Raw genomic sequence first — 26,894 nt, forward strand, 5'->3', positions numbered from 1 at the left:
TGCTGCGCGCCTATCCCGGCCTGTCCGGTGCTGATCTTGCCCGGGTGGCGATGCTGACGCCGCAGACCGTAGGCGTCATCATCCGCAATCTCGAGCGCGACGGCGCCATCAAGAAGACCCCGCACCCGGTCCATGGCCGGGCGCTGCAGTGGACGGTGACGCGGCGCGGCGCTGCCCTGCTCGACAAGTGCCGGCGCCACGCGCAGGCGATCGAGCGGCGGCTGGTGGCCGGGCTCTCTGCCAGCGCCCAGATCACGATCCGCCGTTGGCTGGCCCAAATCGCCGCTGATTTGTGAGGAACCGCCGGTTCCCGCGGCGTCATGGCTTTTGGCGCAGGCCCGCTGCGCCGCTAGACTGCCGGCATGAAACAGCCTGATTCCCCTGATGCCCCGACCCGCCGCGCCCTGCTGCAAGGCGGCATCGGCGCCGGCGCCCTGCTCGCGACGGGGCTTCCTGCGTTTGCGGCGCCGCCCGGCTTCGAGCAGTGGCGCGATAATTTTCACGCCCGCGCCCGCGCAAAAGGCATTTCGGACGCGACATGGACCCGGGTGATGGGCCGCATCGAGCCCGACATGAGCGTATTCCGGCAGATGCAAAAGCAGCCGGAGTTCCATGAGCAGATCTGGCAATACATCAATCGCCGCGTCTCGGACTGGCGCATCATCAACGGCCGCGAGGCGCTCAAGAAACACGAGACACTGTTCGCACGGATCGAGCAGGATTTCGGCGTCGAGCGTGGCACGCTGCTGGCCTTGTGGGGCGTCGAGTCAGCCTATGGCGATCCGCTGGTGCAGCAGAACCACATGCGCCCGATCTTTCCCGCGCTCGCCGCACTCGCCTGGAACGAGCCGCGCCGCCGCGCCTATTGGGAAACCGAGCTGCTCAACGCCTTGAAGATCGTCGACCGCGGCTGGGGCACGCCCGAGGAAATGCGCGGCTCCTGGGCCGGCGCGATGGGTCACACACAATGGATGCCGGAAGTCTGGCTCAATGTCGGCATGGACTATGACAAGGACGGCCGCGTCTCGCCGTTCGGCAAGCCCGACGACGCGCTCGGCTCCAGCGCGCGCTATCTGCTCAACCGCGGCAAGTATCACCGCGGCGAGCATTGGGGCTATGAAGTTCGCAGCTCAGGAGGCGCTTCGAGCGGAAGCCGGACCTATTTGGCATGGGCCAGCGCCGGCGTGACGCGCGCCGACGGCAAGCCGTTCGCGCAGCCGAATGCGTCGGCGCAGATGTGGGTGCCGGTCGCCGGTGGACCTTCGTTCCTGCTGGGTCCGAATTTCTATTCGGTCAAAAGCTACAACCCGTCGATGAACTACGCGCTCGCGATCTGCCATCTAGGCGATCGCATTCTCGGTGCGCCGCCGTTCATCCAGCCCTTCCCCGGCTCCGAACGCGCGCTGACGCTTCCCGAAGTACAGGAGCTGCAGACGCGATTGACAAAGGCCGGTTTCGACACCGGCGGCACCGATGGCCGCGTCGGCAACGACACCATGAAGGCCGTGAAGGATTATCAGACCAAGATGGGGCTGTTGCCCGCCGATGGCTACGGCGGGCTGAAGGTGCTGGCGCGGTTGAGGCAAGGCGGCTAGCGCGACCGAAGCGCCCCTGGATTCGGCACCCGCTCACGCGGCCCGCCGCGGCTCCGCTTCCTGCACCAGCCTGTCAACCAGATCATCGACAGCGCGTTCGGCCGCCGCAATCGACGCCTGCAGCCGATCGCCGCCGAACTCGTCATATTCGATTGCAACGCTGTGGAACGCGGTGACGCCGAGAAACGCGAACACGTCGCGGATAGCGCCTTCCACATGATTGATATGAGCGATGCGTCCACCTGGATCGTACCCGTAATCGCCTCGCGAACCGACCAGGATGAGGCGCTTGTCCATGCCTGCCAGCAACGGCGTATAGGGATCGTCCGGCCGTGAACGGTCGAAACCGAACGTGCGCCCGACCCGCACGACATTGTCGATATAGGCCTTGAACTGCGCGGGCATGCCGAAATTGTACATCGGCACGCCAGCCACGACCAAATCGGCTGCGATCAGTTCATCGATCAGCGCGTCGCTTTCCGCCAGCGTCCCGTTCATCCAGGGCTCGCGTTGATCGGGCTTCGTGAAGGCGGCGTTGATCCATTTCTCGGTCACAGGCGGCGGCGGTGATCGGCCGACATCGCGACGGACCAGAAAATCGCTCGGCCGGTGTTGCAGCCAGCGCCGGGTAAACCGCGCGGTAAGCCGGCGTGTATGCGATCCCCGCGGGCTCCGGTCCGAGGCTTGGCAACGCGCGCTGGCATCAATTTGTAACAGCTTCATGGCTTAGTTTCCTTCATCCATTGTCAGTACAATGGTGCGCGTATCCCGTGTTGACAAACGCAAATAGCTCAGCATATGGCTGAGGTAAATTCATTCGTAGGCTTTTGTGATGAGACGACTGCCGCCGCTAACTGGGCTGCGCGCGTTCGAGGCCGCGGCGCGACATCTGAGCTTCAAGCGGGCGGCCGACGAACTGCACGTCACGCCAACGGCGATCAGTCATCAGGTGCGGCAGTTGGAGGAAGCGATCGGCGTAAGCCTGTTCGAACGGCGCACGCGCCAGGTGGCGCTCACGGCCGAAGGGCTAATCTTACTGCCGGTTCTGCGCGACGGCTTCGATTCCTTTGCGCGCGTCATCGATGGCTTGAGCCGCACGCAGCGGCGCACCGCGGTCACGCTCTCCGCGACGCCTGCTTTCACGGCCAAGTGGCTGGTGCCGCGCATCGCTGCCTTTCGCAAGGCACGGCCGGACATCGATCTCACGTTGCTCGCGTCGCTGGAAGTCGTCGGCCTCGGTTCGGGCGCCGCGGATCTTGCCCTGCGCTACGGCCCCGGACCCTATCCCGATCTAGTCGCCGAGCCGCTCACTGTCGATCGCTTTGCGCCGGTCGCAAGTCCGCGCCTCGGTATCAAGAAAACGAGCGACCTGCGGTCAGCAACCCTGCTGCATTTCGACTGGTATCGTCGCGATTCCCGCAATCCGACCTGGCGTCGCTGGCTGAAAATTGCCGGCATTGACGGCATCGATGCGCGGGCGGGCCTGCGCTTCAGCGATGAGACCCATGCGATCCAGGCGACCGTCGCCGGTGCCGGGATCGCGCTGCATAGCCTGCTGCTCGTCTCCGACGAACTGGCGCAGGGCACGCTGGTGGTCCCGTTCGGGCCGGAACTTGAGGGCTTCGCCTTGCACCTGGTGCGCGACCGCAACAGGCCGCTGACCGAGCCGATCGAGGCAGTGCAGGCCTGGCTGCGGGCGCAATTTACCGCAGCGCCCCAATAGCGCTCTGGCGCGCGTGCTGCAGCGAAGAAACGTCTCGCGACTGTTACGCGCTCACGCCCGCCGCGCGACGCCGCCGGCATTCATGCCGCCGTCGATGACGAGCTCCGTCCCCGTCACGTAGCGCGATGCATCGGAGGCCAGATACAACACGCCCTGCGCGATTTCGGCGGCCTCGCCAGCACGCCCGAGCGGGGTTGCCATTTTCGCACGCTCCTCCGGATCGATCGGCGCGTTCTGCCCGCTCCCTCCGGCTTCGGTCGGGATCTTGCCCCAGATCGGCGTATCGATGATCCCGGGATGCACCGAGTTGACGCGGATGCCGTCGCCAAACGTCGCGCACTCCATCGCGATCGCCTTGGCGAACAGCCGCACCCCGCCCTTGGTTGCGCAATAGCCGGAAAGACCGGCCGCGCCGCGCAGGCCCGCCAGCGACGACATCATGATGACGGAGCCGCCGCCGGTCCTGCGCATCGCAGGCAAGCAGTGCTTCACCGACAGGAACACGCCATCGAGATTGATCGCGGTCTGCCGCCGCCAGTCCACCAGCGACATCTCGGTAATCGACGGCACCGAGATGCCGATGCCGGCATTCGAGACCAGCACGTCGAGCCGGCCATAGCGCTTCATGACATCGGCCACGACCTCGATCCAGCGCTCCTCGCTGGTGACGTCGTGGTGCCAGAAGTTCGCCTCATGCCCCGCTTTCTTGATCCGCGCGACGACCTCGGGGCCCCTGAGATCGTCGACGTCGGTCACGGCGACCGAGGCGCCTTCGCGCGCCAGCAATTCAGAAACCGCTTCGCCAATGCCGGACGCGCCGCCCGTCACCAGCGCGACCTTGCCCTGAACCTGTCCTGCCATTTCTTCTCCCTGTTGTTATTCTCGTTGAATTATCTGATCACGGCCGGTCCCGGATCCGGCACCGCGACATCGAGCACCCGCATCTGGACGCGTTCCGAGCCCTGAAAGCGATCGACCGCGAGCGTAGCGGCGACATGCAGCGGCTGGCCGCGGTTTTGCGTCAGCGCATGGCCGAGCTTTTGTCCGACCGAGCGGAACGCGATGCCGTTGACGATGGCGCCATCGCCCGACTTGAAGCGCACGCGCAGATGCGCCTGTCCCACTTCGTCGGCATAGACGAGCTGATGCGCCGGCAGCGCAATGACGGGCTCGGGATTGGCCGCCCCGAACGGCCCGGCGCGATTCAGCGTATTGGCGAACTCCACGGTCACGCTGCGCGCGCTGACGGCGCCATCAATGAACAGCTCGTTCTCGTGCCGGGAACTGGCGACGTCCTCGGCCAGCGCGCTTTCCATGAAGGCGCGAAACTCCGCGAGCTTCTCTTTCCGCAGCGTCACGCCGGCCGCCATGGCATGGCCGCCGCCCTTCATCAGCAGGCGATCTTTCACCGCCTGCCGCACCGCCTTGCCGAGATCGACACCGGAGATCGAGCGGCCTGAGCCAGTGCCGATCCCGCCCGGCTCCAGCGCAATGGCGAAAGCCGGCCGTGCAAACTTCTCCTTCAGCCGCGACGCCACCAGCCCGACAACGCCGGGGTGCCAGCCTTCCGAAGCCGTCACGATCACAGCGCCCTTGTCTTCGAGCCCGAGCGACGCCAGCGCTTCGGCTTCCGCTTGCGCCTCCGCCACCTGCTCTATGACGCGGCGCTCACTGTTGAGCCGGTCGAGTTCGGCCGCGATCCGTGCGGCCTCCGAGACGTCGCCTTCCAAGAGCAGCCGCACGCCGAGATCGGCGCGCCCGATCCGGCCGCCCGCATTGATGCGCGGCCCCAGCATGAAGCCGAGATGCCAGGCTTCGGGCGGGCCGTTCAGCCGCGCGACATCCATCAGCGCGGTATGGCCGACATGGTCGCGGCGGCGCATCGCGATCAGGCCCTTGGCGACGAAAGCGCGGTTCAGCCCGATCAAGGGCGCGACATCGGCCACGGTACCGAGCGCCACATGGTGCAGCATGCCCAGAAGATCCGGCTCCGGCCGTTCGGCATTCCAGAAGCCGCGGCCGCGCAATTCCCGGTTCACCGCCACCAATGTGATCAGCACGAGGCCGACGGCGGCGAGATGACCAAGGCCGGAAAGGTCGTCGGGCCGATTCGGGTTCACCAGCGCATCGACTTCGGGCAATTCCTCAGCCGTTTGGTGATGGTCGATGACGACCACCGACATTCCGAGCTTTCGCGCCTCCGCCAACGGTTCGAGGCTGGTGGTGCCGCAGTCGACCGTCACCAGCAGCGTCGCGCCCTTCCCCGCGAGCGCGCGCACCGCCTCGGTATTGGGCCCGTAGCCCTCGAAGATGCGGTCGGGGATATGGATCAGCGGATCGAGCCCGCAATGGCGCAGATGCCAGGCCAAGAGCGCCGCCGACGTCGCACCGTCGACGTCATAATCGCCGAAGATCGCGACCTTCTCGCCGCGCTGGGCGGCTTCAGCGATCCGCTTGGCCGCCGTCTCCATTTGCGTCACGGTATGGGGATCGGGCATCAGTTTGCGGATGGTCGGATCGAGGAAATCCTCGACCTCGTCGATCCCGACGTCGCGGCCGGCGAGCACGCGCGCCAGCATCTCCGGCAACTGGTAGCGCTGCGTGATCGCCAGTGCCCGTGCCGCCCCCCTTGCGTCGATCCGGTCACGCCACAACTTGCCGGTCGCCGAACGCAAGACGCCGAGAAACGCCGGCGGCAGTTCAACGGGCAGAGCGGATGCGGGAGGCGTCATGATGCCCTCGAGAAATACGGGCAAAGCGCCCCTTCGGCAAACGCAAACGGGGCGACGCCCGCCCGGGCTCTGCCAACAAAAACAACTTGCACAAAGAAGATGCAACTTGTTCCGGTAAAACTACCCGCACCGCGGGAGAACTTAAACCAATCGTTAGCCATGATCCCCGACAAAGGAGTCAAATACGCTCTCGCTTGAGTCCCGCCGATCCGCAGAAGATCGACATCCGCACAAAGACTGAGGAATTCCCGCCAATGTCCGTCGCGCTTCGTTCCCAGACCGCAACGATCTCGAAGCTGCCCGCCAAATCAGGCGCCGAGGATGAAGCCGACGTTTCCGCCCTGATCGCGAGGCTGACCGCCGAGGTCAACCAGGTCGCCTGCGAGAAGACCAAATCGATCCAGAAGATCACCAATCAGATGAAGATGCTGGCGCTGAACGCGCTGATCGAAAGCTCGCGCGCCGGCGCGCAAGGCGCAGGCTTCGCCGTGGTGGCGCAGGAGGTCCGCAACGTCGGCCAGCAGGTCGAGACCATCGCCCGCGAGCTCGAAAGCCAGCTCACCAACCGGACCGGCAATCTGATGAACTCGATCGCGCAGATGGCCGACCGCTCGCGCGGTGAGCGCATGGTCGACCTGTCGCTGAACGCCATCGAGCTGATCGACCGCAACCTCTATGAGCGCACCTGCGACGTGCGCTGGTGGGCAACTGATTCGGCCGTCGCCGATTGCGCGGCGGCGCCGGAGGCTGCCGCGGTCGCGCATGCGTCGGAACGGATGGCCGTAATTCTGGGCGCCTATACCGTCTATCTCGATCTCTGGCTTTGCGATCTCGAGGGCAATGTGGTCGCCAACGGCCGCGTCGATCGCTTCCATGTCGTCGGTCAGAACGTGGCCTCGACCAAGTGGTTTCGCGCGGCGCGGGGCCTGCGAACCGGCGACGAATATGCCGTCGGCGACGTCGAATGTCAGCCTCTGCTCGGCAACGCCCAGGTCGTGACCTATTGCGCCAGCGTTCGCGCCGGCGGCAAGGCGAATGGCAAACCGACCGGCGTGCTCGCGGTTCATTTCGACTGGGAGCCGCAAGCCCGCGCCATCGTTCAGGGCGTGCGCGTCGGCGCGGCCGACAAGGCCCGCGTGCTGCTGGTCGATTCGAATTTCCGGGTGATCGCAGCCTCCGACGGCCAAGGGCTGCTCACCGAACGCGTCTCGCTTCCACTTGAGGGGCGGCGCTCCGGCTTCCATCAGGACCGCTCCGGCGGACTTGTCGCGTTTCACGCCACGCCCGGCTACGAGACGTATCGGGGCCTTGGCTGGTTCGGCGTGATCCAGGCTGGCGCGGGATAAGCCACGGGAATAGTCAGCCGAGAACGTCGGCCTAAGACTCGTCATCTCAGGAATAAGCGCACTTGCACTTATTCCGAAGGCGCGAGCGAGGCGAGCCTCGAAGGATGACGGAGATAAAGCGTGCTCCGTCGACCTATTCGCTAGCACCCCAACCGATCGGCGATCTCTCCAAAATCCTTGGCGACGATGTCCCAATCACCTTTGGCCTCGAAATCATATTTCTGGTGCGGGCCGTATTCGGTGGGACGCGCGACGAAGGCGGTCTTCAGGCCGTTCTGCTGTGCTGCTTTCAGATCGTTGTTGTGGGCGGCGACCATCATGACCTGCTCCGGCGGCAGGCAGAGCAGCTTCGCCGCGCCGAGATAGGTTTCGGGATCGGGCTTGTAGTGCTCGAACAATTCCGCCGACATGATGAGGTCCCACGGCAGGCCGGCGAACTTTGCCATGTTGGTGAGCAGCGCGACGTTGCCGTTGGAGAGCGGCGAGATAATGTATTTCTTCTTCAGCCGCACTAGGCCCGGCACGCTGTCGGGCCACGGATGCAGCCGGTGCCAGCCCAGCGTCAAGTAATGCAGATCGGCATCGCTCAAGCCTTGTATCGAAAACTGCGCCACCAGTTTTTCCAGCGACCGCCGGTGCAGCGTATCCAGGATCTGGTAGCCGCGTTCGGGATGTTTGCGCACCTCGTCCATCGAGGCCATGTAGACGCCACGCCAGCCGTCGACGAGTGCCGTCCAATCGGCCTCGATGCCTGAGGTCTCAGACCATTTGGTGAAATCTTTGATGAGGCTGGTGCGCCAGTCGACCACCGTGCCGAACACGTCGAACACCAGAGCCTTCACGGCTGATACGTCGGACATTGGCCGCCTCCCCTGGGTTCGTCATTCCGGGATGGTGCGCTAGCACCAGACCCGGAATCTCGAGGTTCCGGGTTCGATGCTTCGCATCGCCTCGGAACGACGTCCAACTCAATCCAGATGAAACTTATCCAACTGCCGGTGCTCGGCCTTGATATAACGCACCGTGCCGGTCACCGAGCGCATCACCACCGTTTCGGTCTCGATCACGCCATCCTTGCGGAATTTGACGCCCGTCAGCAGAGAGCCGGTCGTGACGCCGGTGGCCGCGAACAGGCAGTCGCCCCGCACCATGTCCTCGATGCCGTAGATCATCTTCGGATCGGTCACGCCCATTTTGTGTGCGCGCTCACGCTTCTCCTCGCTGTCGAGGATCAGCCGGCATTGCATCTGGCCGCCGATGCAGCGCAGCGCCGCCGCCGCAAGCACGCCCTCGGGCGCGCCGCCGGTGCCGATATACATGTCGACGCCGGTGTTATCGGGATCGGCGCAATGGATCACGCCGGCCACGTCGCCGTCGGTGATCAGCCGCACCGCCGCACCGGTCGAGCGGATGCTGGCGATGATATCGGCGTGGCGCGGGCGATCGAGCACCAGCACCGTGATTGCGCCAGGCTCGACGCCCTTGGCTTTCGCGAGCCGGCGGACATTGTCGGCAGGCGACGCGTCGAGCTCGACCACGCCCTTGGCGTAGCCCGGGCCGACCGCGAGCTTCTCCATGTAGACGTCGGGCGCGTGCAACAGCGTGCCGCCGTCGGCCATCGCCATGGTCGCGATCGCGCCCGGCATGTTCTTGGCGCAGAGCGTGGTGCCTTCCAGCGGATCGACCGCGATATCGACCTGCGGACCGGCGTTCAGCCCAACTTTCTCACCGATGAACAGCATCGGCGCCTCGTCGCGCTCGCCCTCGCCGATCACGATGGTGCCTTCGATCGGCAGCTTGTTGAGTTCGCGGCGCATCGCGTCGACCGCAGCCTGGTCCGCCGCCTTCTCCTGGCCGTGGCCGCGCAGACGCGCGGCCGAAACCGCGGCACGTTCCGTCACCCGCACGATTTCAAGCGTCAGGATGCGCTCGAGCAGCAATTGCGGCGGAACGGAAATATGGGTCGTCATCGGCTCACTCCTTTAAACCTGCACGGGCAACTCGGCCCGCAAATCAAACCTTTTGGCGCGCGATCCGTTCGGATCCTACGTCAGTTCTTCTCGATCCGTATCACCTGTGGCCGGCCGCTGATCACCTTGTCGCGCTGAACGGCTTCGAGCGCACGATACACCGCATCCTCGGAGGTGGCGTAGGTAATCAGAATCACCGGAACCGGTGACGGCTTTTTCGCGGCGCCGTTCGCATCGACGCCCTCGGGATGGCGCTGCACGATCGATTCCAGCGAAATCTTCTGTTCGGCAAGGCGGGTGGCGATGGTGGCGGCGGTGCCAGCGAGGTCACGCGCCATCAGGCGGATGTAGTAGCCGCCCTCGTGACGCTCCATCGGCGCTTTGATGGTGTCGCGCAGCCGCTCCACCGGGCGGCCGAACGGTTTTGCGCGAATGCCGCGCGCCACGTCGGCGATATCGGCCACGACGGCGGACGCCGTCGCAGCACCGCCGGCGCCGGGCCCCACCAGCGTGATCGCGGGAATGCCTTCGCCATCGATGGTCACTGCATTGGTGACCCCCATCACCTGCGCGATCGAGGACGATTTCGGCACCATGGTCGGGTGCACGCGCTGCTCGATGCCCTTGGCGGTGCGCACAGCAACCCCGAGCAGTTTGACCCGATAACCGAGCTCTTCCGCGGCGCGAAGGTCTTCCGGCGCGATTGAGGAGATGCCTTCGACATAGACCGCGCTCTGCGCCACCTTGGTGCCGAAGGCGAGGCTGGCCAGGATCGCAAGCTTCTGCGCGGTATCATGGCCATCGACATCGAAGGACGGATTGGCTTCGGCATAGCCGAGCCGCTGCGCATCCTTGAGGCATTCGGCAAACGACAGGCCCTCATGCTCCATCCGGGTCAGGATGTAATTGCAGGTGCCGTTGAGGATGCCGTAGACGCGGTTGACGCCGGTGCCGGAAAGCCCCTCGCGCAGGGTCTTGATGACGGGAATGGCGGCGCCGACCGCCGCCTCGAAGTTCAGGGCGCCGCCGTGCTTTTCGGCGGCCTTCGCCAGCCGCAATCCGTGCTTGGCAATCAGCGCCTTGTTGGCAGTTACCACCGACTTGCCGGACTTCAGCGCGGCCTCGATCGCCGACAGCGCCGGCTCGCCGGAGCCGCCCATCAGTTCGACGAAGCAATCGACGTTGGGGTCAGAGGCCAGCGCCAGCGGGCTTTTGGCCCAGTCGATGCCGCGCAGGTCGAGCGAGCGCTTTTTCGCTTTCGAGCGCGCGGTGACGGCAACCACGCGCACGCCGCGCCCGCTGCGCTCGGACAGCATCCGCGACTGCTCTTCGATAAGGCGGACGACTTCGGCGCCAACGGTGCCGAGCCCCGCGATACCCACTCTCAGGGGTGCGACCATGAATGAGAGAACCTGCAATAAAAGTGATTAGCGCCGGTTGGCGAGAGGAACCACGTTGTGCAACGTTTCAATGCCGCTTTCAAGGAAGCGGCGCACCCCGCGCGCGGCCTGGCGGATACGCTGCTCGTTTTCGACCATCGCGATGCGGACAAAGCCCTCGCCATGCTCGCCAAAGGCGACGCCGGGCGAAACCACCACGCCGGATTTTTCCACCATCAGGGTCGCGAATTGCATGCTGCCTACGCCCTCAAACGCCTTGGGCAGCGGCGCCCAGGCGAACATCGAGGCCTGCGGCGGCGGAATCTCCCAGCCCGCCCGGCCAAAAGATTCGACCAGCGCATCGCGCCGCCGGCGGTAGGTGTCGCGCATTTCCTTGATGCAATCGTCCGGCCCGTTCAGCGCGGCGGTAGCGGCCACCTGGATCGGCGTGAACGCGCCGTAATCGAGATAGGATTTCACCCGCGCCAGCGCAGCAATGATCCGCTCGTTGCCAACCGCAAAGCCCATGCGCCAGCCGGCCATCGAGAACGTCTTCGACATCGAGGTGAATTCGACGGTGACGTCGATCGCGCCGGGAACCTGCAGCACCGATGGCGGCGGGTTATTGTCGTCGAAATAGACTTCGGCATAGGCCAGATCCGACAGGATGAAGATCTCGTGCTTCTTCGCGAACGCCACCAGATCCCTGTAGAAATCGAGCTCGGCGACATAGGCGGTCGGATTGGAGGGATAGCAGACGATGAGCGCGATCGGCTTCGGGATCGAATGGATGATCGCGCGTTCCACCGCCTCGAAAAACTGCGGCGTCGGTTCCGAGGGCACCGAGCGGATCACGCCGCCCGCCATCAGAAAGCCGAAAGCATGAATCGGGTAGCTCGGATTGGGGCACAGCACGACGTCGCCGGGCGCGGTAATCGCCTGCGCCACATTGGCAAAGCCTTCCTTCGAACCCAGCGTCGCAACGACCTGGGTGTCCGGGTTGAGCTTCACGCCGAACCGCCGCCCATAATACGCGGCTTGCGCCTTGCGCAGGCCGTTGATGCCGCGCGAGGCCGAGTAGCGATCGGTCCGCGGTTTGCCCAGCGTCTCCTTGAGTTTCTCGAGCACATGGGGTGGCGTCGGCAGGTCCGGATTGCCCATGCCCATGTCGATGATGTCGGCCCCGGCATTGCGCGCGGCCGCCTTGGCCTGGTTGACCTTCTCGAACACGTAAGGCGGCAGACGGCGAATGCGATAAAAATCTTCCATGGGACCTTGCTCCGACAACCGGCAGGGCAGAATCGGGGAACCTTCGCGGCTATCGAAACCGGAACCGGGTTTCGGTCAGAAATCGCGCTCAATCAAGGATTTAGAGCGAATTCAGGCGCGAGATCCTTCAGCTCTGGACCCGCAATGCGGTTGAATGGGTTCTTTTACCACGGGAGCCCGGCGGCGCTATGGCGTTTTCAAGCGAAAGCCCGCCCTGGACCTGATCTGGGACAGCGACCGGTTCGGGCCAGGAAAATGCGTCAAAAAGACGATCACTTCACTTCTTGGCCGGCTTTGGCGGGGTAGAAGCGGCCGCCTGACGATCCCGGGCGGCCGTCAATTCTGACTGGATTTTAGCCAGCTCTGCCGGCTTCATCGCCTCCTCGTTGCGGTCCGGCGGCAGGTCATGAACCGGCAGATAGCCACCGGCTTCCTTCGGACGCTCGGGCGCGCCGGCCGGCACGCCAAGACCCGGCATATCCGCGATCTGGGTCGAACAGCCGCCGAGCGCGAACGCTGACGCGAACAGCGCGGCAATCGACCACAGCCTTATCGTTCGACTTACCGGCATCCGTCCGGAAATCCCCAACTACCTGCGCACCATCAGCGCATCGCGATGGTATCGATGTGCTGGTACGAGCTTTGCAACGCCAAACCGTCCCGCAGCGTTGATTTCGCTGTAACCGTTCAAACCATTGTCGCCCGAAACGATTAAAGCCCAAAGATCAAATGCCACTGGTGCGGCTGCAATGTGTCTGAACACGCAAACTTTATCGCAGTGCAACAGGGTTAACCCCAACCCAGTTGCCATCGATCCCCGCGGTGACGAACGCGAAATGAAGCTATAGTGTCCTTGATATGAGTGACGTCAACACCGAAACCCAGGCTTCCAACACATTCAATGCCGAAGCCTTCGCCATGAACATCGCGAAAGCGATGGAGACGAGCGGCCTGGCGCTCGCGGCCTATCTCCAGCCGCGCGCGGGCGGAGAACCGAAGGACAAGCCGCCCAGCGAAATCGGTGAGGTCATCAAGACGTTCTCTGCGGTTGCCGAATATTGGCTTTCGGACCAGAATCGCGCCGCGGAGTTGCAGACCAAATTGGGCAAGGCCTATCTCGATCTCTGGGGCTCGGCCGCGCGCCGCATGGCCGGCGAAGCGGCAAAGCCTGCGATCGAGCCGTCACCGCGCGACAAGCGCTTCAAGGATCCGGAGTGGAGATCGAACCAGTTCTTCGATTTCGTCCTGCAGCTCTATCTGCTCACGGCGCAATGGGCGCAAGAACTGGTGAAGAACGCCGAGGGCGTCGATCCGCATACCCGCAAGAAGGCCGAATTCTACGTTCAGCAGATCACCAACGCGATCGCGCCGTCGAATTTCGTTCTCACCAATCCGGAAGTGCTGCGCGAGACGCTGGCCTCGAACGGCGACAACCTCGTGCGCGGCATGAAGATGCTCGCCGAGGACATCGAAGCCGGACGCGGCACGCTGCGCATTCGCCAGTCCGATCCGTCGAATCTCGTCGTCGGCGTCAACATGGCGACAACGCCGGGCAAGGTGATCTTCCAGAACGAGCTGATGCAGCTCATCCAGTACACGCCGGCCACGGAGACGGTGCTGCGCACGCCGCTGCTGATCGTGCCGCCGTGGATCAACAAGTTCTACATTCTCGATCTCAAGCCGGAAAAATCCTACATCAAATGGTGCGTCGACCAGGGCATCACGGTGTTCGTGATCTCCTGGGTCAATCCCGACAAGGAGCTCGGCAAGAAGACCTTCGACGACTACATGAAGCAAGGCCCGCTCACCGCGATGGACGTCATTGAAAAAGTGACGGGCGAGATGAAGGTCCATACCGCCGGCTACTGCGTCGGCGGCACGCTGCTCGCCTCGACGCTGGCCTGGCTCGCCGAGAAGCGGCGCCAGCGCGTGACGTCTGCGACGTTCTTTGCGGCGCAGGTCGATTTCACCCACGCCGGCGATCTGCTCGTGTTCGTCGACGAGGATCAGATCTCGACGCTGGAGCGCGAGATGGAAGCAAGGGGCGTTCTCGAAGGCAGCAAGATGGCGATGGCCTTCAACATGCTGCGCTCCAACGACCTGATCTGGTCCTATGTCGTCAGCAACTATCTGAAGGGACAGGCGCCCTCCTCGTTCGACCTGCTGCACTGGAATTCCGACGCCACGCGAATGCCGGCGGCCAACCATTCCTATTACTTGCGCAACTGCTATCTGGAGAACCGGCTGTCCTCCGGCAGCATGGTGCTCGACAACACGCTGCTCGACCTGTCGAAGGTCAAGGTGCCCGTCTACAATCTGGCGACGCGCGAGGACCACATCGCGCCCGCGGATTCGGTGCTCTACGGTTCGCAGTTCTTCGGCGGCCCGGTTAAATATGTGCTGTCCGGGTCAGGCCACATCGCAGGCGTGGTGAACCCGCCGGAGGCGGGCAAGTACCAGTATTGGACCAACGACAACGTCAAGGACGTCTCGCTCGCCGACTGGCTGAAGAACGCGACCGAACACAAGGGTTCGTGGTGGCCGGACTGGCTGCAATGGCTGGAGGGCCTCGACGCCGAGCGCGTGCCCGCGCGCGCCGTCGGCTCCGAGGAGATGCCGCCGATCGAGGACGCGCCCGGCAGCTACGTCAAGGTCCGTGCATAGCGCGGCCGCGGGCGGTTCGCTATAGTCCTGCTGCGTCACGAGCCCCTCATGGTGAGGAGCGCGAAGCGCGTCTCGAACCATGAGGCCCGTCTGTGGCCTACATCCTTCGAGACGCCCGCTCCGCGGGCTCCTCAGGATGAGGGTCTAAACGACTGTGACGCAGTAGAGATAACCTGATATCCCGCGCCGGGAATCGATTGAGGGGAGACCGATGACGCAACCAATCACGCGTGAATTGTTCTGGCTGACTCTGACCGTGATTTTGACCGGGCTGATGTGGATCCCCTACATCATCAATCGCTGTCAGGTGCGCGGCCTCTCCGGTGCCATGGCAAATCCCTCGCGCAACGACAAGCCGCACGCCGATTGGGCCAATCGGCTGATGTTCGCCCATGACAACGCGGTCGAGAACCTCGTGATCTTCGCGCCGCTGGTCTTGATACTGCACGCGATCGACTATTCCGACAGGTGGACCGTGCTGGCCTGCGCCGTCTATTTCTGGTCGCGTGTCGCGCACCTGATCGTCTACACGCTGGGCCTGCCGATCTTCCGCACGCTGGCCTTCACCGTCGGCTTCCTGGCGCAAGCCGTGCTGGCGCTCGCTATCTTCAGGGTGGTGTGAGGCGACCAGCCCTCGGGAATCCATCTCCCTGCATCGTTATCCGGCGCGCTGAAGGGCGCATCCGGAATCTCGGGATTCCGGGTCTGAATATGGCGCCCCCTCGAGGCGAGAATGCGCATGGAACCCAACAAGGACTTTCTTGAATTCCACGGATTGCCAAAAGAAATCATCTTTTCCCTCATCGATCGCGCTCAGTCGTTGGCGACAGCCTGGGACGATCGCACCATGCCTCAGAGCTTGTCCGGCAAACGTGTTGCCCTCATTGCCGACGATAGTGGATGGAGGAATACGAGTGCTTTTGATCTGGGCGTACAGGCCATGGGTGGCATCTGCGTCCAATCGCCAATCAAGTTCAATGTTCATGAAGCTACGGCGGATCTGGCAAGGTACCTCGACAACTGGTTCGATATTTTGGTTATCCGCACCAAAGAGCTGTCGGCCTTGAAAGAGCTCGCATCAATTGCCAAAGCCCCGGTGGTAAATGCGAGAACGAGGTCCAATCACCCCTGCGAAATACTTGGCGATCTCGCCTATGTCCAAAGCAAGAAAGGGACTCTTGAGGGAATGAAAGTCGTCGGCGTTGCTCCGGACGCCAACATCATCCGATCGTGGGTAGAAGCTTCCCTCTCGATGCCTATCCAGGTGAGACAGGTCTATCCGGAAAACTGGCACGTCAAAGACGTCTCCCTATTGGGCCCAAACTTCGCTGCGAGTACCGACCTCGCAGAGCTGTGGGATGCGGACGTGATCGTTACCGACTCATGGCCAAGTGACGCCAATGAAGAACAGATGCGGGAATACCGGATTTCGATGCCTATTCTAGACAAATGCCGTCCCGACGCCATCTTCCTTCCCTGCCCGCCTGTTTCCAGGGAAAAGGAAGTCACCGCTAATGCAATGCGTCATCCGGCTTGCCAGAGTGCCGCTGCAAAGGCTTATCTTCTACACGCGCAAAACGCTCTGCTCGAATGGATCGCCACATAGCCACGGTCCCTCTCGCCCTCACCTAATCCAAAGCAAAAAACCCGGGGCTCGGCCCCGGGGTTTTTCATTTACGCTTCTGAAACAGCGCTTAGTACTTCGCAACAACCGGCGAATTGAAGTGGTAGTTGATGCCGGTGCGGAACACGTGCTCGGTAACCGAACGGGTTGTCGTCGCCGGAACCGCGCCGAAGATGAAAGAGTCCGACGTCGAGCCGAGGTCGACGTAGAGATATTCGGTCTTCGTCGTCCAGTTCGGGCCCAGCAATCCCAGCAGGCTGAAGGGCGTTTCGATACCCGCACCCGCGGTCCAGCCGGTATTGGTGTGCGAGAACGATTGCGTCACCGGGCCGACGAAGGAGTTGGTGTTGATCTTGGTCTTGATGCTGCCGTAAGCGAGACCGCCGGTCGCATAGAACAAGGTCGACCCGACCGAATAGCCGAGCCGTCCGCGCACCGTACCGAACCACGGCAACGTGGCGTCGTAAGCCGCGCTCACTCCTGCTAATCCGCAGCCCAATACGCACGTCTTGTCGTCTTGCAGGGTCGCCCCCTGGATATCCGCCTCCAAGCCGAACACCCAGTTAGCGGCCTGCCAGTTGTAGCCCGCCTGCACGCCGCCAATGAAACCATCGAGGCCCAGGTTGAAGGTGTCCACGAACGGGCCCAGCACGCTTAGCGCGCTTCGGTCACGGCCGTATCCGGACCCAAAATTGCCTCCGAGATAGAAACCGCTCCAATTGGCCGCAGCCACCGGCTGGTAATTCGAGTTGCCGCCGATCCGATAGTTCAAGCCGGCGCGGAAGATGTTTTGGCGGATCTCGGTATTCACGTTGCTCGGGAAGAACAAGGGTCCAGCGAAGTCGGTCCGGTTGCCGAGATTCAGGTAGAGATGTTCGATCTTTCCGGTCCAATTGCCGCCGAGCGCAGCCTCCACACCACTGCCCACCACCCATCCACCCTGGGTGCGATCGGTTGAAAACGTCACCGGAACCGGACCCGGCCCCGATTGAGTTATCGTGGTGTTGACGTTGCCATAGGCAAAGCCGGCCGTGACGTAGCTCAGCACCGGTCCCTTGGCCAGGCCGACACGCCCGCGAACCGTTCCAAACCAGTCGAGCTCCTGGCTGTAGTTCGTAAGCAAGCCGCCGGCAAAATTCAGATTGGTGCGGTCGTCGCTGAGGCCGGCTCCCTGGATGTCAGCTTCAACACCAAAAACGATCGGCCCGAGAACGGAATTCGTCTGCCAGTTGTATCCGATCTGCCCGCCGCCGAGCCCGCCTTGAGGCTGCAGGTAAAGCGAATAGTTTTGCCCCGGAAGCGGCTGATGTTGCGTCCGATCGCGGCCGACACCGACGCCGGCGTTGACGCCGATGTAAAAGCCGGTCCAGTCGTAGACGGCGGCCAATGCGGGAGCTTTGGTGTAAGGACGGGCGGCGAGGTCTGCGGCGATCGTCGGGGCGGATCCTAGGCCAACGAGAGCGGTGGCCAGCAGATACTTCGTCATTTTCATTTACGGCATTCCCAGTCCGGCATTCCCAGCACATTCCGACAAACGTGCTGCCGGTGCTCACCATGTCCTTACCGCAATCGTATCTTAAAGCTGTAGCCGAGCGGCCACATCCTTCGGAGGATTTCTCTCACGCGATGAACTGCGGCAATATCCGGGCGATATCGCGGCCTTAGAAGTCATTCCTCAGCCGCCTTTCCTGGCAACTGCAAACAGCATCGATGCCATCTTGTCATCAAACCCTATGACTTCGCCGGTTTCGATCGACAACGAATCCCATCTGCCCGCCACGGCGTAGGTCGCACGCAGCCAGTCCTGCGAGGGATAGTTGTAATAGCGATCGAGCGTATCGCGGCCGTCGTCATTGCCTTCCTTGTAACTCGCGAAGAAATAGCCTGAGGGCTTCAGCGCACGCCGTATCCGCGCCAGAACGTCCGCAAGCTCCGGCCTCGGCACATGAAGCAGGCAGGCATTCGCCCAGACGGCATCATAGGCCTCGACCTCGTCGAGTTCATGAAACAGCAGCGTCTCGACGGTGCGGCCGAGATGCTTTGACGCGACATCAGCCATTTCCGGCGACCCGTCCGTCGCGCGCACGTCGAACCGCCGCGCCAGCATTTCCGCGGTGTCGCCGCCGGCGCCGCAGCCGAGTTCGAGAATGGAAGCGCCCGGCGGAAGCCGCGCCAGAAACGCCATCAGCCGCGCCTGGCGCGAGGTGAACGTGCGCTTGGCATAGGCTTCCGCGTTGCCGCGGTAGAATTGCAGCGTCACCTCGTCCACCGCAGCACCTCGTGTCACGGGAACAGCGCGATCTGTTCCAGCCCCGCGGTCTCGGGCAGCCCGAACATCAGGTTCATGTTCTGGATCGCCTGTCCGGCCGAGCCCTTCACCAGATTGTCGAGCGTCGAGATGACGATCGCCCGGTTCTTGATGCGGTCGGCGACGACGCCGATCTGCACATAGTTGGAGCCGCGCACGTTCTGGGTCTGCGGCAGCACGCCCTTCCTGGCCACATGCACGAAGGGCTCATTGGCGTAGGCCTTCTCCAGCGCGGCCCGCAGATCGTCCGGCGTCGCGGCGTTGAGCTTGACGTAGGACGTGCAGAGTTCGCCCCGCGCCATCGGAATCAGATGCGGCGTGAAATTCACCGTCACCGTGGAGCCCGCAGCGACGCCGATCTCCTGCTCGATCTCCGGCGCGTGCCGGTGCGTGCCGACCGAATAGGGCGACAGTCCCTCGCCCGCCTCGCTGAACAGCGTGTTCTGCTTTAGCCCGCGTCCGGCGCCGGTGACACCCGATTTCGCGTCGATGACTATATCGTCGACGTCGATCAGCTTGGCTTTCGCCAGCGGCACCAGCGCCAGCAGCGCCGCCGTCGGATAGCAGCCGGGACAGGCGACGAGCCGTGCGGCCGAGATCTTCTCCCGGTAGAACTCTGTGAGGCCGTAGACGGCCTCGCCCTGTAGTTCGAGCGCCCGGTGCTCATGGCCGTACCATTGCGCATAGGTGTCCTTGTCGCGCAGCCGGAAGTCGGCGGACATGTCGAGGACCTTGATCTTCGGATTGGCCTTGAGGACCGCGGCGATGATGTCCTGCGTGGTGCCGTGCGGCAGCCCGCAGAACACCGCGTCGAGGCTGGTCCAGTCGACCTTTTCCCATTCCACGAGCTTCGGCAGATCCAGCATGAAGAAATGCGGAAACACGTCGCCCATCGACTTGCCGGCGTGGGTATTGGCGGTGAGCGCGGTGATCTCGGCATTCGGATGCCGCGCCAACAGGCGCACCGCGTCGGCCCCGGTGTAACCGGAAGCGCCGAGAATGCCGATCTTCTTCTTCGAGCTCATCACGCGTTCCTTTCAGGCGTCATTTGGTTGTCTTGTACCGTTTCCGCGGCGAATGCCAGCGGCCGCGCTGCGCGCATCAGGGCTGCGATTTCGCGCGCATCTGCGTCGCTTTGCGTGGCGAGCGCTTGGGCAACCGCCGTATAGTCGGCGTCGGACTTGTGCTGGTTCAGCTTGAAACTGGCTTCGACCTCCTCGACAGTCATCTCAAAGCCCACAATCGCCTTCTTCATCGCCTCCAGCCGCCCAGCCGACATCTTCGACGACAGCCAGGGCTTTTTCGGCAACAGCCGCTCCTCGAACTTGGCGCTGAGCGTATCGATCTGATCAGCGAGTTCGTCGTCGGACAGTTTCCGCACCGGACCCGTGAGATGCACCGCCTGATAGAGCCAGGTCGGCACCTGGTCGAGCGAGACATACCAGTCCGGCGACACATAGGTGTCAGCACCGTTGACGGCCAACAGCCACGGCGTCGTCCCGTCCGCCAGTCCTACCAGCCGATTGTGACGGGCGACATGAAACAGCGCACGCGGCGTGCCGTCATTGGACGAGGTCAGATAAAACGGCAGCGGCGAGGCGACCGGCTTCTTGCCGTCCCACGCGCAAGCCAAACCGAAGCCGCGCACTTCCGCAAACGCGAGGCTCGCGGCGCGGTCGGACTTGAACGGTGGAGGCGTATACATCTCAAACTCCTGCTTGAGGTAGGAGCCGCCAGTTCAGATCGCGATTTCTGGGAAAGGAAGAAGCCGCGGGACCCGATCCGGCGGCAGGGGCGACGATCTCAAACGCAGACGTCCGCCCATACCGCGATAGTGCGGCGGCGGCGAGCGATGGTCATGGTCGCGGCGATAATCATGGGCGCGGCTATAAGGCCGCGCCCGCCTGGCGTCAAGAGATAGCGCCGTCATTCCGGGGCGGGAGCGAAGAACCCGGAATCCAGAGGTTTTCAGCACGAGATTCCGGGCTCACGCGCTTTTGCGCGCGCCCCCGGAATGACGAGCAAATTCAAATCACCGGATTCCACGGCGCCGGGATCAGCCGGTAACCATTGCCGTCCTTCTCGACGAAGCCGTTGGCCGGGAACGGATAGTGGAAGCCCTGGACCCGCATCTTGTCGGCGACCAGCATGTCGTAGACCCGCCGGCGGGTCTTTTCCGCCAAAGCCGGATCCTGGTCGAACATCAGGTGCCAGCCCGGATTGGTGGCGAACAACGCCGGGTGGTTGGTGACATCGGACTGGATGAACACCTTGTCGGAACCTGACGCGAGAACATAGGACGTGTGGCCCGGAGTGTGACCGATCGTTTCTACCGCCGTCAGTCCCGGCGCGACTTCCTTGCCCCACTCATAGGGCGTCACCTTCTTCTTCAGCCCGGCCTCGAGCACGCGGCGGGCGTTCTTGAACACGGTCTGCATTCGCCCCTCGGGCGCGCGGCTCATTTCGCCGTCGTCCATGAAGTATTTCCATTCCGTCGCCGGCACGAGCACTTCGGCATTGGGGAAAGCCGGCGCGTTCTCGGCGGTCAGGAGGCCGTTGATGTGGTCGCCGTGGAAGTGTGAGATGACAACCAGGTCAACATTCTTGGGATCAATGCCGGCAGCCGCCATGTTGGTTGCGAACTGCCCGACATTGCCCTTGCTCGACGCGAAGGCGGCGGCACCGTTGCCGGTGTCGACCACCACGAGCTTGCCGCCGGTGTTGATCACGAGCGGCGCGAACTGGATGGACACCTTGTCCTTCGGCATGAAGGCCTTCTCGAGCGCCGCGTTGACCTCATCCTTCTTGGCATTGAGCACGAAGGTGTCGGGTAGCGCCATGGTGTTGACGCCGTCGGAGATCGCCGTCACCTGGGCATCGCCCACCTTGTAGCGATAGAAGCTCGGCGCCTGCTTGTCCGCCACCGGCGCGGCGGCCGTGGCCGGCACTTGCGACAAGAGCGGCGTGGCGGCGAGCGCCGCAGCTCCGGCGAGTGCGTGACGACGTGTTAATTCCATGGTGATGTCCTCCCAGTTGAGACGATGGATTGCGGTGAGACGATGGATGCGATGGCGGGATCCGTCCGTTTTGTGCGTACCCCTGGTTCGGTCGCTGTCTACCAGCGATTCTGCGATGGCGCGACGACGGCTTCGCGACGGCAACGCGAAGATGCTCCGGTATACGTAGTTGGGCTAACACCCCTGTTGTCAGCTTATTCCAACCTCGCCTACGCCGCCCGCCATAGCCATTCGGCGATCTTTCCCATCACGTCGCCGACCAGCAGCAGGGCGGCCGACCAGATCAGCGCCGAGACGAAATTGGCGATCTGGAACGGCCAGTAGGACATCTCGAAAATGCCGGCGGCGAGCGGCACCGAGGCTCGCAGGGGCCCGAAGAACCGGCCGATGAAGATCGAGGGCACGCCCCATTTTTTCACGAAGTCCTCGCCGCGCAGCAGGATTCCCGGATAGCGTGACAGCGGCCACATCTCTGCGACGTGTTCCTTGTACTTGAAGCCGATCCAGTAAGAGACCCAGTCGCCGAGCGCAGCGCCGATGCCGCCAGCCAGCCACACCGGCCAGAAGCTGATGCCGCTGACGCCGATCAGCGCGCCGATCGCGACCAGCGCGCCCCAGGCCGGCACCAGCAGCGAGACGAAGGCAAGCGATTCGCCGAAGGCCAGCACCAGGACGATCGGGGCGGCCCAGACCTGATTGTCGCGCACGAAATCGGCCAGAGCGCGCACATAATCATCCATTCCGAGCCCTTTCCGCCCCGATTTCTGTCTTTGAATCTTTCTTACCGGTTCCGCCGGGAAGAACAGGTAAGCCAGCCCCTTCCACGACATCAAGTCACAAAGCCGGGGGCCGGCGCGTGAACCGACACCGGATCGGCAAGGGGCCTGAGCCAAAGATCTGAGCGATGCGATCAGCTCTGGGGCGGCGGTGTCCGCCTCGGCGGACGCGTCACCGACGCGCAGCCAACACACGGCGCCGCGAGTGCGGCGGCCAACGGCAATCTGATCATTGGATTTGTTCCCCCTGCCCGCCGCAACCTTCAGGCAACCTAAGGCTGAAGACAAGTCCGGTCGCCACGAGCGGCTTGGTTATTGTTAATCGGACGCGGTCGCTTTATTGGCTGCCGCGCCGCCCACGACGCACCCTGCCCGGCCTGGGCCGTCACTTTTTGAGCCCATCCGTGGCATAGTCACAGCAACCGATTCGCTGCCGCGCGCTGCGCGCAACACCTAAAGAGCCATGTCCAAGCCATTGAAATCAGCTACAAAACCTAAATCCGCCAACGACCTGTTCGGGGCGGAATCGAAGGGCCGCGCTGCGCCCAAGGCCGCGTCGCGGGCGACCAGCGCCGAGGCCGGCTATACCGCCGCCGACATCGAGGTGCTGGAAGGACTGGAGCCAGTACGGCGCCGCCCCGGCATGTATATCGGCGGCACCGACGAAAAAGCGCTGCACCATCTGTTCGCCGAAGTCATCGACAATGCGATGGACGAAGCGCTGGCCGGGCATGCCTCGTTCATCGAAGTGGAATTGAGCGCCGACGGCTTTCTGACCGTCACCGACAACGGCCGCGGCATCCCGGTCGATCCGCATCCGAAATTTCCGAAGAAGTCCGCGCTCGAAGTCATCATGTGCACGCTGCATTCCGGCGGCAAGTTCGACTCCAAGGTCTATGAGACCTCGGGCGGCCTGCACGGCGTCGGCGTCTCCGTGGTCAACGCCCTCTCCTCGCGGCTCGAGGTCGAAGTCGCGCGCAGCCAGAAACTCTACCGGATGAGTTTTGAGCGCGGCCACCCCAAGGGCAAGCTCGAGGACCTCGGCAAGATCAACAACCGACGCGGCACCCGCATCCGCTTCAAGCCGGACACCGACATCTTCGGCGCCAAGGCGGCCTTCAAGCCGCAGCGGCTGTTCAAGATGACGCGCTCGAAAGCCTACCTGTTCGGCGGCGTCGAAATCCGCTGGCGCTGCGATCCCGCGTTGTTGAAGGGCGTCGAGGATGTGCCGGCCGAGGACAGTTTCCACTTCCCGGGCGGCCTGAAGGATTATCTCGGCGCCGCCATCCACGCCGACACGCTGGTGCACCCAGATATCTTCTCCGGCAAATCGGGACGCAACGGCGCTCATGGCGCCTGCGAATGGGCGGTGGCGTGGACCGCCGATGCCGACGGCTTCCTCTCCTCCTATTGCAACACCGTGCCGACGCCCGACGGCGGCACCCATGAATCCGGCATGCGCAGCGCGATGCTGCGCGGCCTGAAAGACCATGCCGAGCGCATCGGCCAGGGCAAGCGCGCCGCGCCCGTCACCTCGGAAGACGTGATGGTCGGCGCCGCCGTGATGCTCTCGGTATTCGTGCGCGAGCCGGAATTCCAGGGCCAGACCAAGGATCGTCTCGCCACGGCGGAAGCGCAGAAGATCGTCGAACAGGCGATCAAGGACCCGTTCGATCACTGGCTGTCGGGCAATCCGCTGCAGGCCAACAAGCTTCTCGATTTCGTCATCGAGCGCGCCGACGAGCGGCTGCGCCGCCGCGCCGAGAAGGAAATCTCGCGCAAGACCGCGGTGAAGAAGCTGCGCCTGCCGGGCAAGCTCACCGATTGCACCAATACGGCCGCGGAAGGCTCCGAGTTGTTCATCGTCGAGGGCGACTCGGCCGGCGGCACTGCCAAGCACGCCCGCGACCGAAAGACCCAGGCCGTTCTGCCTCTACGCGGAAAAATCCTCAACGTTGCATCCGCCGGCAAGGACAAGCTCACCGCCAACGCCCAGCTCTCCGACCTGATGCAGGCGATCGGCTGCGGGACGCTTGCGCACTATCGGGAAGAAGATCTGCGCTATTCCCGCATCATCATCATGACCGACGCCGACGTCGACGGCGCGCATATCGCCTCGTTGTTGATTACGTTCTTCTACCGGCTCACGCCGCGGTTGATCGACGAGGGCCACCTCTATCTAGCGGTGCCGCCGCTGTACAAGCTGACCCATGGCAGCAAAACGATCTACGCCCGCGACGACGCCCACAAGGAAGCGCTGCTGAAGAGCGAGTTCAACGCCAATGCCAAGGTGGATGTCAGCCGGTTCAAGGGGCTTGGCGAGATGATGTCGGCCCAGCTCAAGGAAACCACCATGGACCCGGCCAAGCGCACACTGCTACGCGTGGTTCTTCTGGCCGACGACCGCGAAGGCACCGCCGATTCTGTCGAACGGCTGATGGGAACCAAGGCCGAGGCGCGGTTCGCCTTCATCTCCGACAAGGCCGAATTCGCCAGCGACGACCTGCTGGACGTCTGATTTTATCCGTTAGAGGCAACTTCGGGCGATTTCCGGCATTTTTGGCCGGTTGGCGCCCGAATCTGCCCGCTTTCCAGGCATTTCCCGGTCATTCGTTTTCCGGTGGCTGTGCTCCCCCCGCAACAGCTTTTTGGACGGAACTGCGTATAGTCACCGCAATGGGTTTTGGGAATCGGGTGCTCGCGCTTCTTAGAGCGATCAGATTAGACGCTTCTGGACTGAGGGATTAGAAATGAAAAAGGTACTGCTCGCTCTGACCGCGCTGGCGGCTTTCACCGGATCGGCCGCTGCGGCTGATCTCGGGGCACGCCCCTACACCAAGGCGCCGGCTCCCGTGATGCCAGTCTACAACTGGACCGGCTTCTACATCTTCGGTGGTGCCGGTGGTGGACTGTGGGCGGCCGACAGCAACGTACAGACCTTCCCCGGAGCCGTTGCCCTCACCCGAGATCAGCGTCTGGGTGGCAGCGGCTGGTTCGGCACGGTTGGTGTCGGCTACGACTGGCAGTTCGGTGGTCGATGGGTGGCTGGTATCTTCGGTGACGGACAGTTCGGAGACATCCGCGGTTCCCTGAGCGATCCGTTCAATGGCATCGAAGGCCGCGAGAAGCTCAAGACTAGCTACGCTGCTGGCGTGAGAGTCGGTTACCTGGTTGCTCCGAACGTGTTGTCCTACGTGAACGGCGGTTACTCGGGCTCGGAGTGGTCGGGCACGAATATGTCGACGCTGGCTGCGGGAGGCGGTCCGACTGTTGCCACCACGGACTCCTTCCAGCGTAATGGCTGGTTCATTGGCGGCGGCGTCGAGAACAATCTCGACATCTTTGGTATCACCGCACCTGGCTGGTTCATGAAGACCGAATACCGGTCGGCATTTTATGACCGGGTCACTCTTCCGCAGACTGATGTCGCGACTGGTCTTCCGGCCGGCACCGCCGTCACCTTCAAGCCGTGGACGCAGACCATCAGCACCTCGCTGGTCTATCGCTTCAACTGGGGTGGCGCTCCGATCCAGGCCAAGTATTGATCTGGCAAGTACTGACCTCTGCTAGATCGCAGCTCAAAGGCCCCGGCATCGTCCGGGGCTTTTTTGTTATTCGGCTTTGGGATCTTTTCGAACCGTCTTAGCCGCCTGCCACCGCCGCCTTCAGCGACCGGTACGCGCGGCGCAACCGGCACTCGATCTCGGACCAGTCCGGATCCGTCATCGCCTGTCCGCGCGCGTCGCGATAGGCCATCGCCTCGGCGCGGCCGATGCCTGATATCAAGAGCGACGGGTCGTCCGCCTGCTTGCCGTAGGTGATGGCGACGACGCGCGCGACCATTACGCCGTACCGCGCGGGGCCCACGGCTTCGCGCCTCGCCTGCCGCCAGTCGAGCTCGAGACGCGCCGCCTCCCAAACCAGACATCGAAGCCGCCGGGCACGGCGGATGCGAGCAGGCTGTAGTAGGTCACGAGCGGCGGCAGCGCGGGCGTCGGTGATGCGCGGGAACGCGTCGGCTGAAACGCTTTGGCGGCCCGCGCCGCCGCCAATGCGATCCGCAAGCTATCTAGCGGCGAGAAGCCGAACTGCGTCCGCGACATTTCATAGAGATGGTAGAACAGTGCGGGATAGCGCTTGTCGTAGAGTTCCGGCCTTGCGTCGCAGGCCTGCTTTGTATTCGATCGGAAGCTAGGCCGCCGCTGGCAATGGTTTCCTGCGGCGGCTCAAGACAAAACCGCGCGGCGTCCAGAACCGGAATGGCAACAGGAGGAATCCATGGCCAGATCGCTTTCGATCATCGGCTTTCTGGCGCTTGCCGTCGGCCTGCTATGGATCGGGCAAGGCACCGGCGTGATTCCCTGGCCGCGCTCGAGCTTCATGATCAATCAACTGCAATGGGCCGGATACGGCGCGGTGCTCGTCGCCGTCGGCCTGATCCTGATCTGGCAAGGCAACCGCTAGCCGTCGTCGTCATGGCCGGGCTTGTCC

General features: G+C 63.3%; 25 protein-coding genes. 10 read left to right on the forward strand and 15 right to left on the reverse strand.

The genetic code is table 11. From position 1 onward, the window contains the following. Together CP49_RS47205 and CP49_RS12190 are read left to right on the forward strand one after the other, a co-directional pair. Positions 1-296: MarR family winged helix-turn-helix transcriptional regulator (locus CP49_RS47205; RefSeq protein ID WP_338060348.1), on the forward strand; the 296-nt coding region annotated here is incomplete at its 5' end. A 66-nt stretch (positions 297-362) separates the two neighbouring features. Next, positions 363-1,595 carry a lytic murein transglycosylase gene (locus CP49_RS12190; protein WP_057850498.1) on the forward strand — a complete coding sequence of 411 codons (1,233 nt, stop codon included), beginning with the start codon at positions 363-365 and terminating at the stop codon, positions 1,593-1,595. A gap of 33 nt (positions 1,596-1,628) precedes the next feature. On the opposite strand, the gene CP49_RS12195 is transcribed toward CP49_RS12190, so the two are convergent. Continuing rightward, positions 1,629-2,318 (reverse strand): FMN-dependent NADH-azoreductase, encoded by a 690-nt coding sequence (locus CP49_RS12195; RefSeq protein WP_057850499.1) that lies wholly within the window; start codon positions 2,316-2,318, stop codon positions 1,629-1,631. Positions 2,319-2,427: 109 nt separating this feature from the next. Here CP49_RS12195 and CP49_RS12200 point away from each other — a divergent pair, with 109 nt between their 5' ends. Next, the gene (locus CP49_RS12200; RefSeq protein WP_057850500.1) at positions 2,428-3,318 is read left to right on the forward strand and encodes a LysR substrate-binding domain-containing protein; all 891 of its coding nucleotides are present in this window, start codon (positions 2,428-2,430) and stop codon (positions 3,316-3,318) included. A 51-nt stretch (positions 3,319-3,369) separates the two neighbouring features. On the opposite strand, the gene CP49_RS12205 is transcribed toward CP49_RS12200, so the two are convergent. Further along, positions 3,370-4,179, reverse strand: coding sequence for a glucose 1-dehydrogenase (locus tag CP49_RS12205; protein ID WP_057850501.1), 810 nt, complete (start codon positions 4,177-4,179; stop codon positions 3,370-3,372). Between the two features lie 29 nt (positions 4,180-4,208). Further along, entirely contained in the window at positions 4,209-6,050 is a 1,842-nt protein-coding gene (gene recJ / locus CP49_RS12210) for a single-stranded-DNA-specific exonuclease RecJ (RefSeq protein ID WP_057850549.1), read from the reverse strand. Between the two features lie 254 nt (positions 6,051-6,304). On the opposite strand from recJ, the gene CP49_RS12215 reads away from it, so the two are divergent. Next, complete coding sequence (locus CP49_RS12215) at positions 6,305-7,396, forward strand: methyl-accepting chemotaxis protein (RefSeq protein ID WP_057850550.1); 1,092 nt, start codon at positions 6,305-6,307, stop codon at positions 7,394-7,396. Positions 7,397-7,536: 140 nt separating this feature from the next. On the opposite strand, the gene CP49_RS12220 is transcribed toward CP49_RS12215, so the two are convergent. The 5 genes from CP49_RS12220 to CP49_RS12240 form a co-directional block, all read right to left on the reverse strand. After that, the gene (locus CP49_RS12220) at positions 7,537-8,256 is read right to left on the reverse strand and encodes a haloacid dehalogenase type II (protein WP_057850502.1); all 720 of its coding nucleotides are present in this window, start codon (positions 8,254-8,256) and stop codon (positions 7,537-7,539) included. A 108-nt stretch (positions 8,257-8,364) separates the two neighbouring features. After that, the gene (gene glpX, locus CP49_RS12225) at positions 8,365-9,366 is read right to left on the reverse strand and encodes a class II fructose-bisphosphatase (RefSeq protein ID WP_057850503.1); all 1,002 of its coding nucleotides are present in this window, start codon (positions 9,364-9,366) and stop codon (positions 8,365-8,367) included. A gap of 80 nt (positions 9,367-9,446) precedes the next feature. Next, positions 9,447-10,766 carry a homoserine dehydrogenase gene (locus CP49_RS12230; RefSeq protein ID WP_057850551.1) on the reverse strand — a complete coding sequence of 440 codons (1,320 nt, stop codon included), beginning with the start codon at positions 10,764-10,766 and terminating at the stop codon, positions 9,447-9,449. Between the two features lie 27 nt (positions 10,767-10,793). Beyond that, positions 10,794-12,014, reverse strand: coding sequence for an LL-diaminopimelate aminotransferase (locus tag CP49_RS12235; protein WP_057850504.1), 1,221 nt, complete (start codon positions 12,012-12,014; stop codon positions 10,794-10,796). A 277-nt stretch (positions 12,015-12,291) separates the two neighbouring features. After that, on the reverse strand, positions 12,292-12,585 hold the full coding sequence (locus CP49_RS12240) for a hypothetical protein (protein WP_057850505.1): 294 nt from the start codon (positions 12,583-12,585) through the stop codon (positions 12,292-12,294). 287 nt (positions 12,586-12,872) lie between these two features. On the opposite strand from CP49_RS12240, the gene CP49_RS12245 reads away from it, so the two are divergent. The 3 genes from CP49_RS12245 (at position 12,873) to CP49_RS12255 (ending at position 16,284) form a co-directional block, all read left to right on the forward strand. Beyond that, positions 12,873-14,678 (forward strand): PHA/PHB synthase family protein, encoded by a 1,806-nt coding sequence (locus tag CP49_RS12245; protein WP_057850506.1) that lies wholly within the window; start codon positions 12,873-12,875, stop codon positions 14,676-14,678. A gap of 223 nt (positions 14,679-14,901) precedes the next feature. After that, positions 14,902-15,300, forward strand: coding sequence for an MAPEG family protein (locus tag CP49_RS12250; protein ID WP_057850552.1), 399 nt, complete (start codon positions 14,902-14,904; stop codon positions 15,298-15,300). A 111-nt stretch (positions 15,301-15,411) separates the two neighbouring features. Further along, entirely contained in the window at positions 15,412-16,284 is an 873-nt protein-coding gene (locus CP49_RS12255) for an ornithine carbamoyltransferase (RefSeq protein WP_057850507.1), read from the forward strand. 88 nt (positions 16,285-16,372) lie between these two features. On the opposite strand, the gene CP49_RS12260 is transcribed toward CP49_RS12255, so the two are convergent. From CP49_RS12260 to CP49_RS12285, 6 genes are all read right to left on the reverse strand, one after another. Beyond that, positions 16,373-17,788 carry an outer membrane protein gene (locus tag CP49_RS12260; protein WP_057850553.1) on the reverse strand — a complete coding sequence of 472 codons (1,416 nt, stop codon included), beginning with the start codon at positions 17,786-17,788 and terminating at the stop codon, positions 16,373-16,375. 189 nt (positions 17,789-17,977) lie between these two features. Continuing rightward, entirely contained in the window at positions 17,978-18,589 is a 612-nt protein-coding gene (locus CP49_RS12265; protein ID WP_245310664.1) for a class I SAM-dependent methyltransferase, read from the reverse strand. Next, entirely contained in the window at positions 18,586-19,635 is a 1,050-nt protein-coding gene (gene argC / locus CP49_RS12270) for an N-acetyl-gamma-glutamyl-phosphate reductase (protein ID WP_057850509.1), read from the reverse strand. The genes CP49_RS12265 and argC overlap by 4 nt, the downstream gene beginning before the upstream one ends. Next, the gene (locus CP49_RS12275) at positions 19,635-20,315 is read right to left on the reverse strand and encodes an FMN-binding negative transcriptional regulator (protein WP_057850510.1); all 681 of its coding nucleotides are present in this window, start codon (positions 20,313-20,315) and stop codon (positions 19,635-19,637) included. The genes argC and CP49_RS12275 overlap by 1 nt, the downstream gene beginning before the upstream one ends. Positions 20,316-20,637: 322 nt before the next feature. Next, positions 20,638-21,627, reverse strand: coding sequence for an MBL fold metallo-hydrolase (locus CP49_RS12280; protein ID WP_057850511.1), 990 nt, complete (start codon positions 21,625-21,627; stop codon positions 20,638-20,640). Between the two features lie 209 nt (positions 21,628-21,836). Further along, the gene (locus CP49_RS12285; protein WP_057850512.1) at positions 21,837-22,367 is read right to left on the reverse strand and encodes a DedA family protein; all 531 of its coding nucleotides are present in this window, start codon (positions 22,365-22,367) and stop codon (positions 21,837-21,839) included. 499 nt (positions 22,368-22,866) lie between these two features. Here CP49_RS12285 and parE point away from each other — a divergent pair, with 499 nt between their 5' ends. Then, positions 22,867-24,921 carry a DNA topoisomerase IV subunit B gene (gene parE, locus CP49_RS12290; protein ID WP_057850513.1) on the forward strand — a complete coding sequence of 685 codons (2,055 nt, stop codon included), beginning with the start codon at positions 22,867-22,869 and terminating at the stop codon, positions 24,919-24,921. 232 nt (positions 24,922-25,153) lie between these two features. Continuing rightward, entirely contained in the window at positions 25,154-25,948 is a 795-nt protein-coding gene (locus tag CP49_RS12295) for an outer membrane protein (RefSeq protein ID WP_057850514.1), read from the forward strand. A 97-nt stretch (positions 25,949-26,045) separates the two neighbouring features. Here CP49_RS12295 and CP49_RS12300 read toward each other — a convergent pair whose 3' ends face one another. Then, on the reverse strand, positions 26,046-26,270 hold the full coding sequence (locus tag CP49_RS12300) for a hypothetical protein (protein ID WP_156438332.1): 225 nt from the start codon (positions 26,268-26,270) through the stop codon (positions 26,046-26,048). Positions 26,271-26,681: 411 nt separating this feature from the next. Between CP49_RS12300 and CP49_RS12310 the strand changes: the two genes are divergently transcribed. After that, positions 26,682-26,867, forward strand: coding sequence for a hypothetical protein (locus CP49_RS12310; RefSeq protein WP_057850517.1), 186 nt, complete (start codon positions 26,682-26,684; stop codon positions 26,865-26,867). The last annotated feature ends 27 nt before the right edge of the window (positions 26,868-26,894 follow it).

The organism is Bradyrhizobium valentinum (assembly GCF_001440405.1).
Classification (GTDB): Bacteria; Pseudomonadota; Alphaproteobacteria; order Rhizobiales; family Xanthobacteraceae; genus Bradyrhizobium; species Bradyrhizobium valentinum.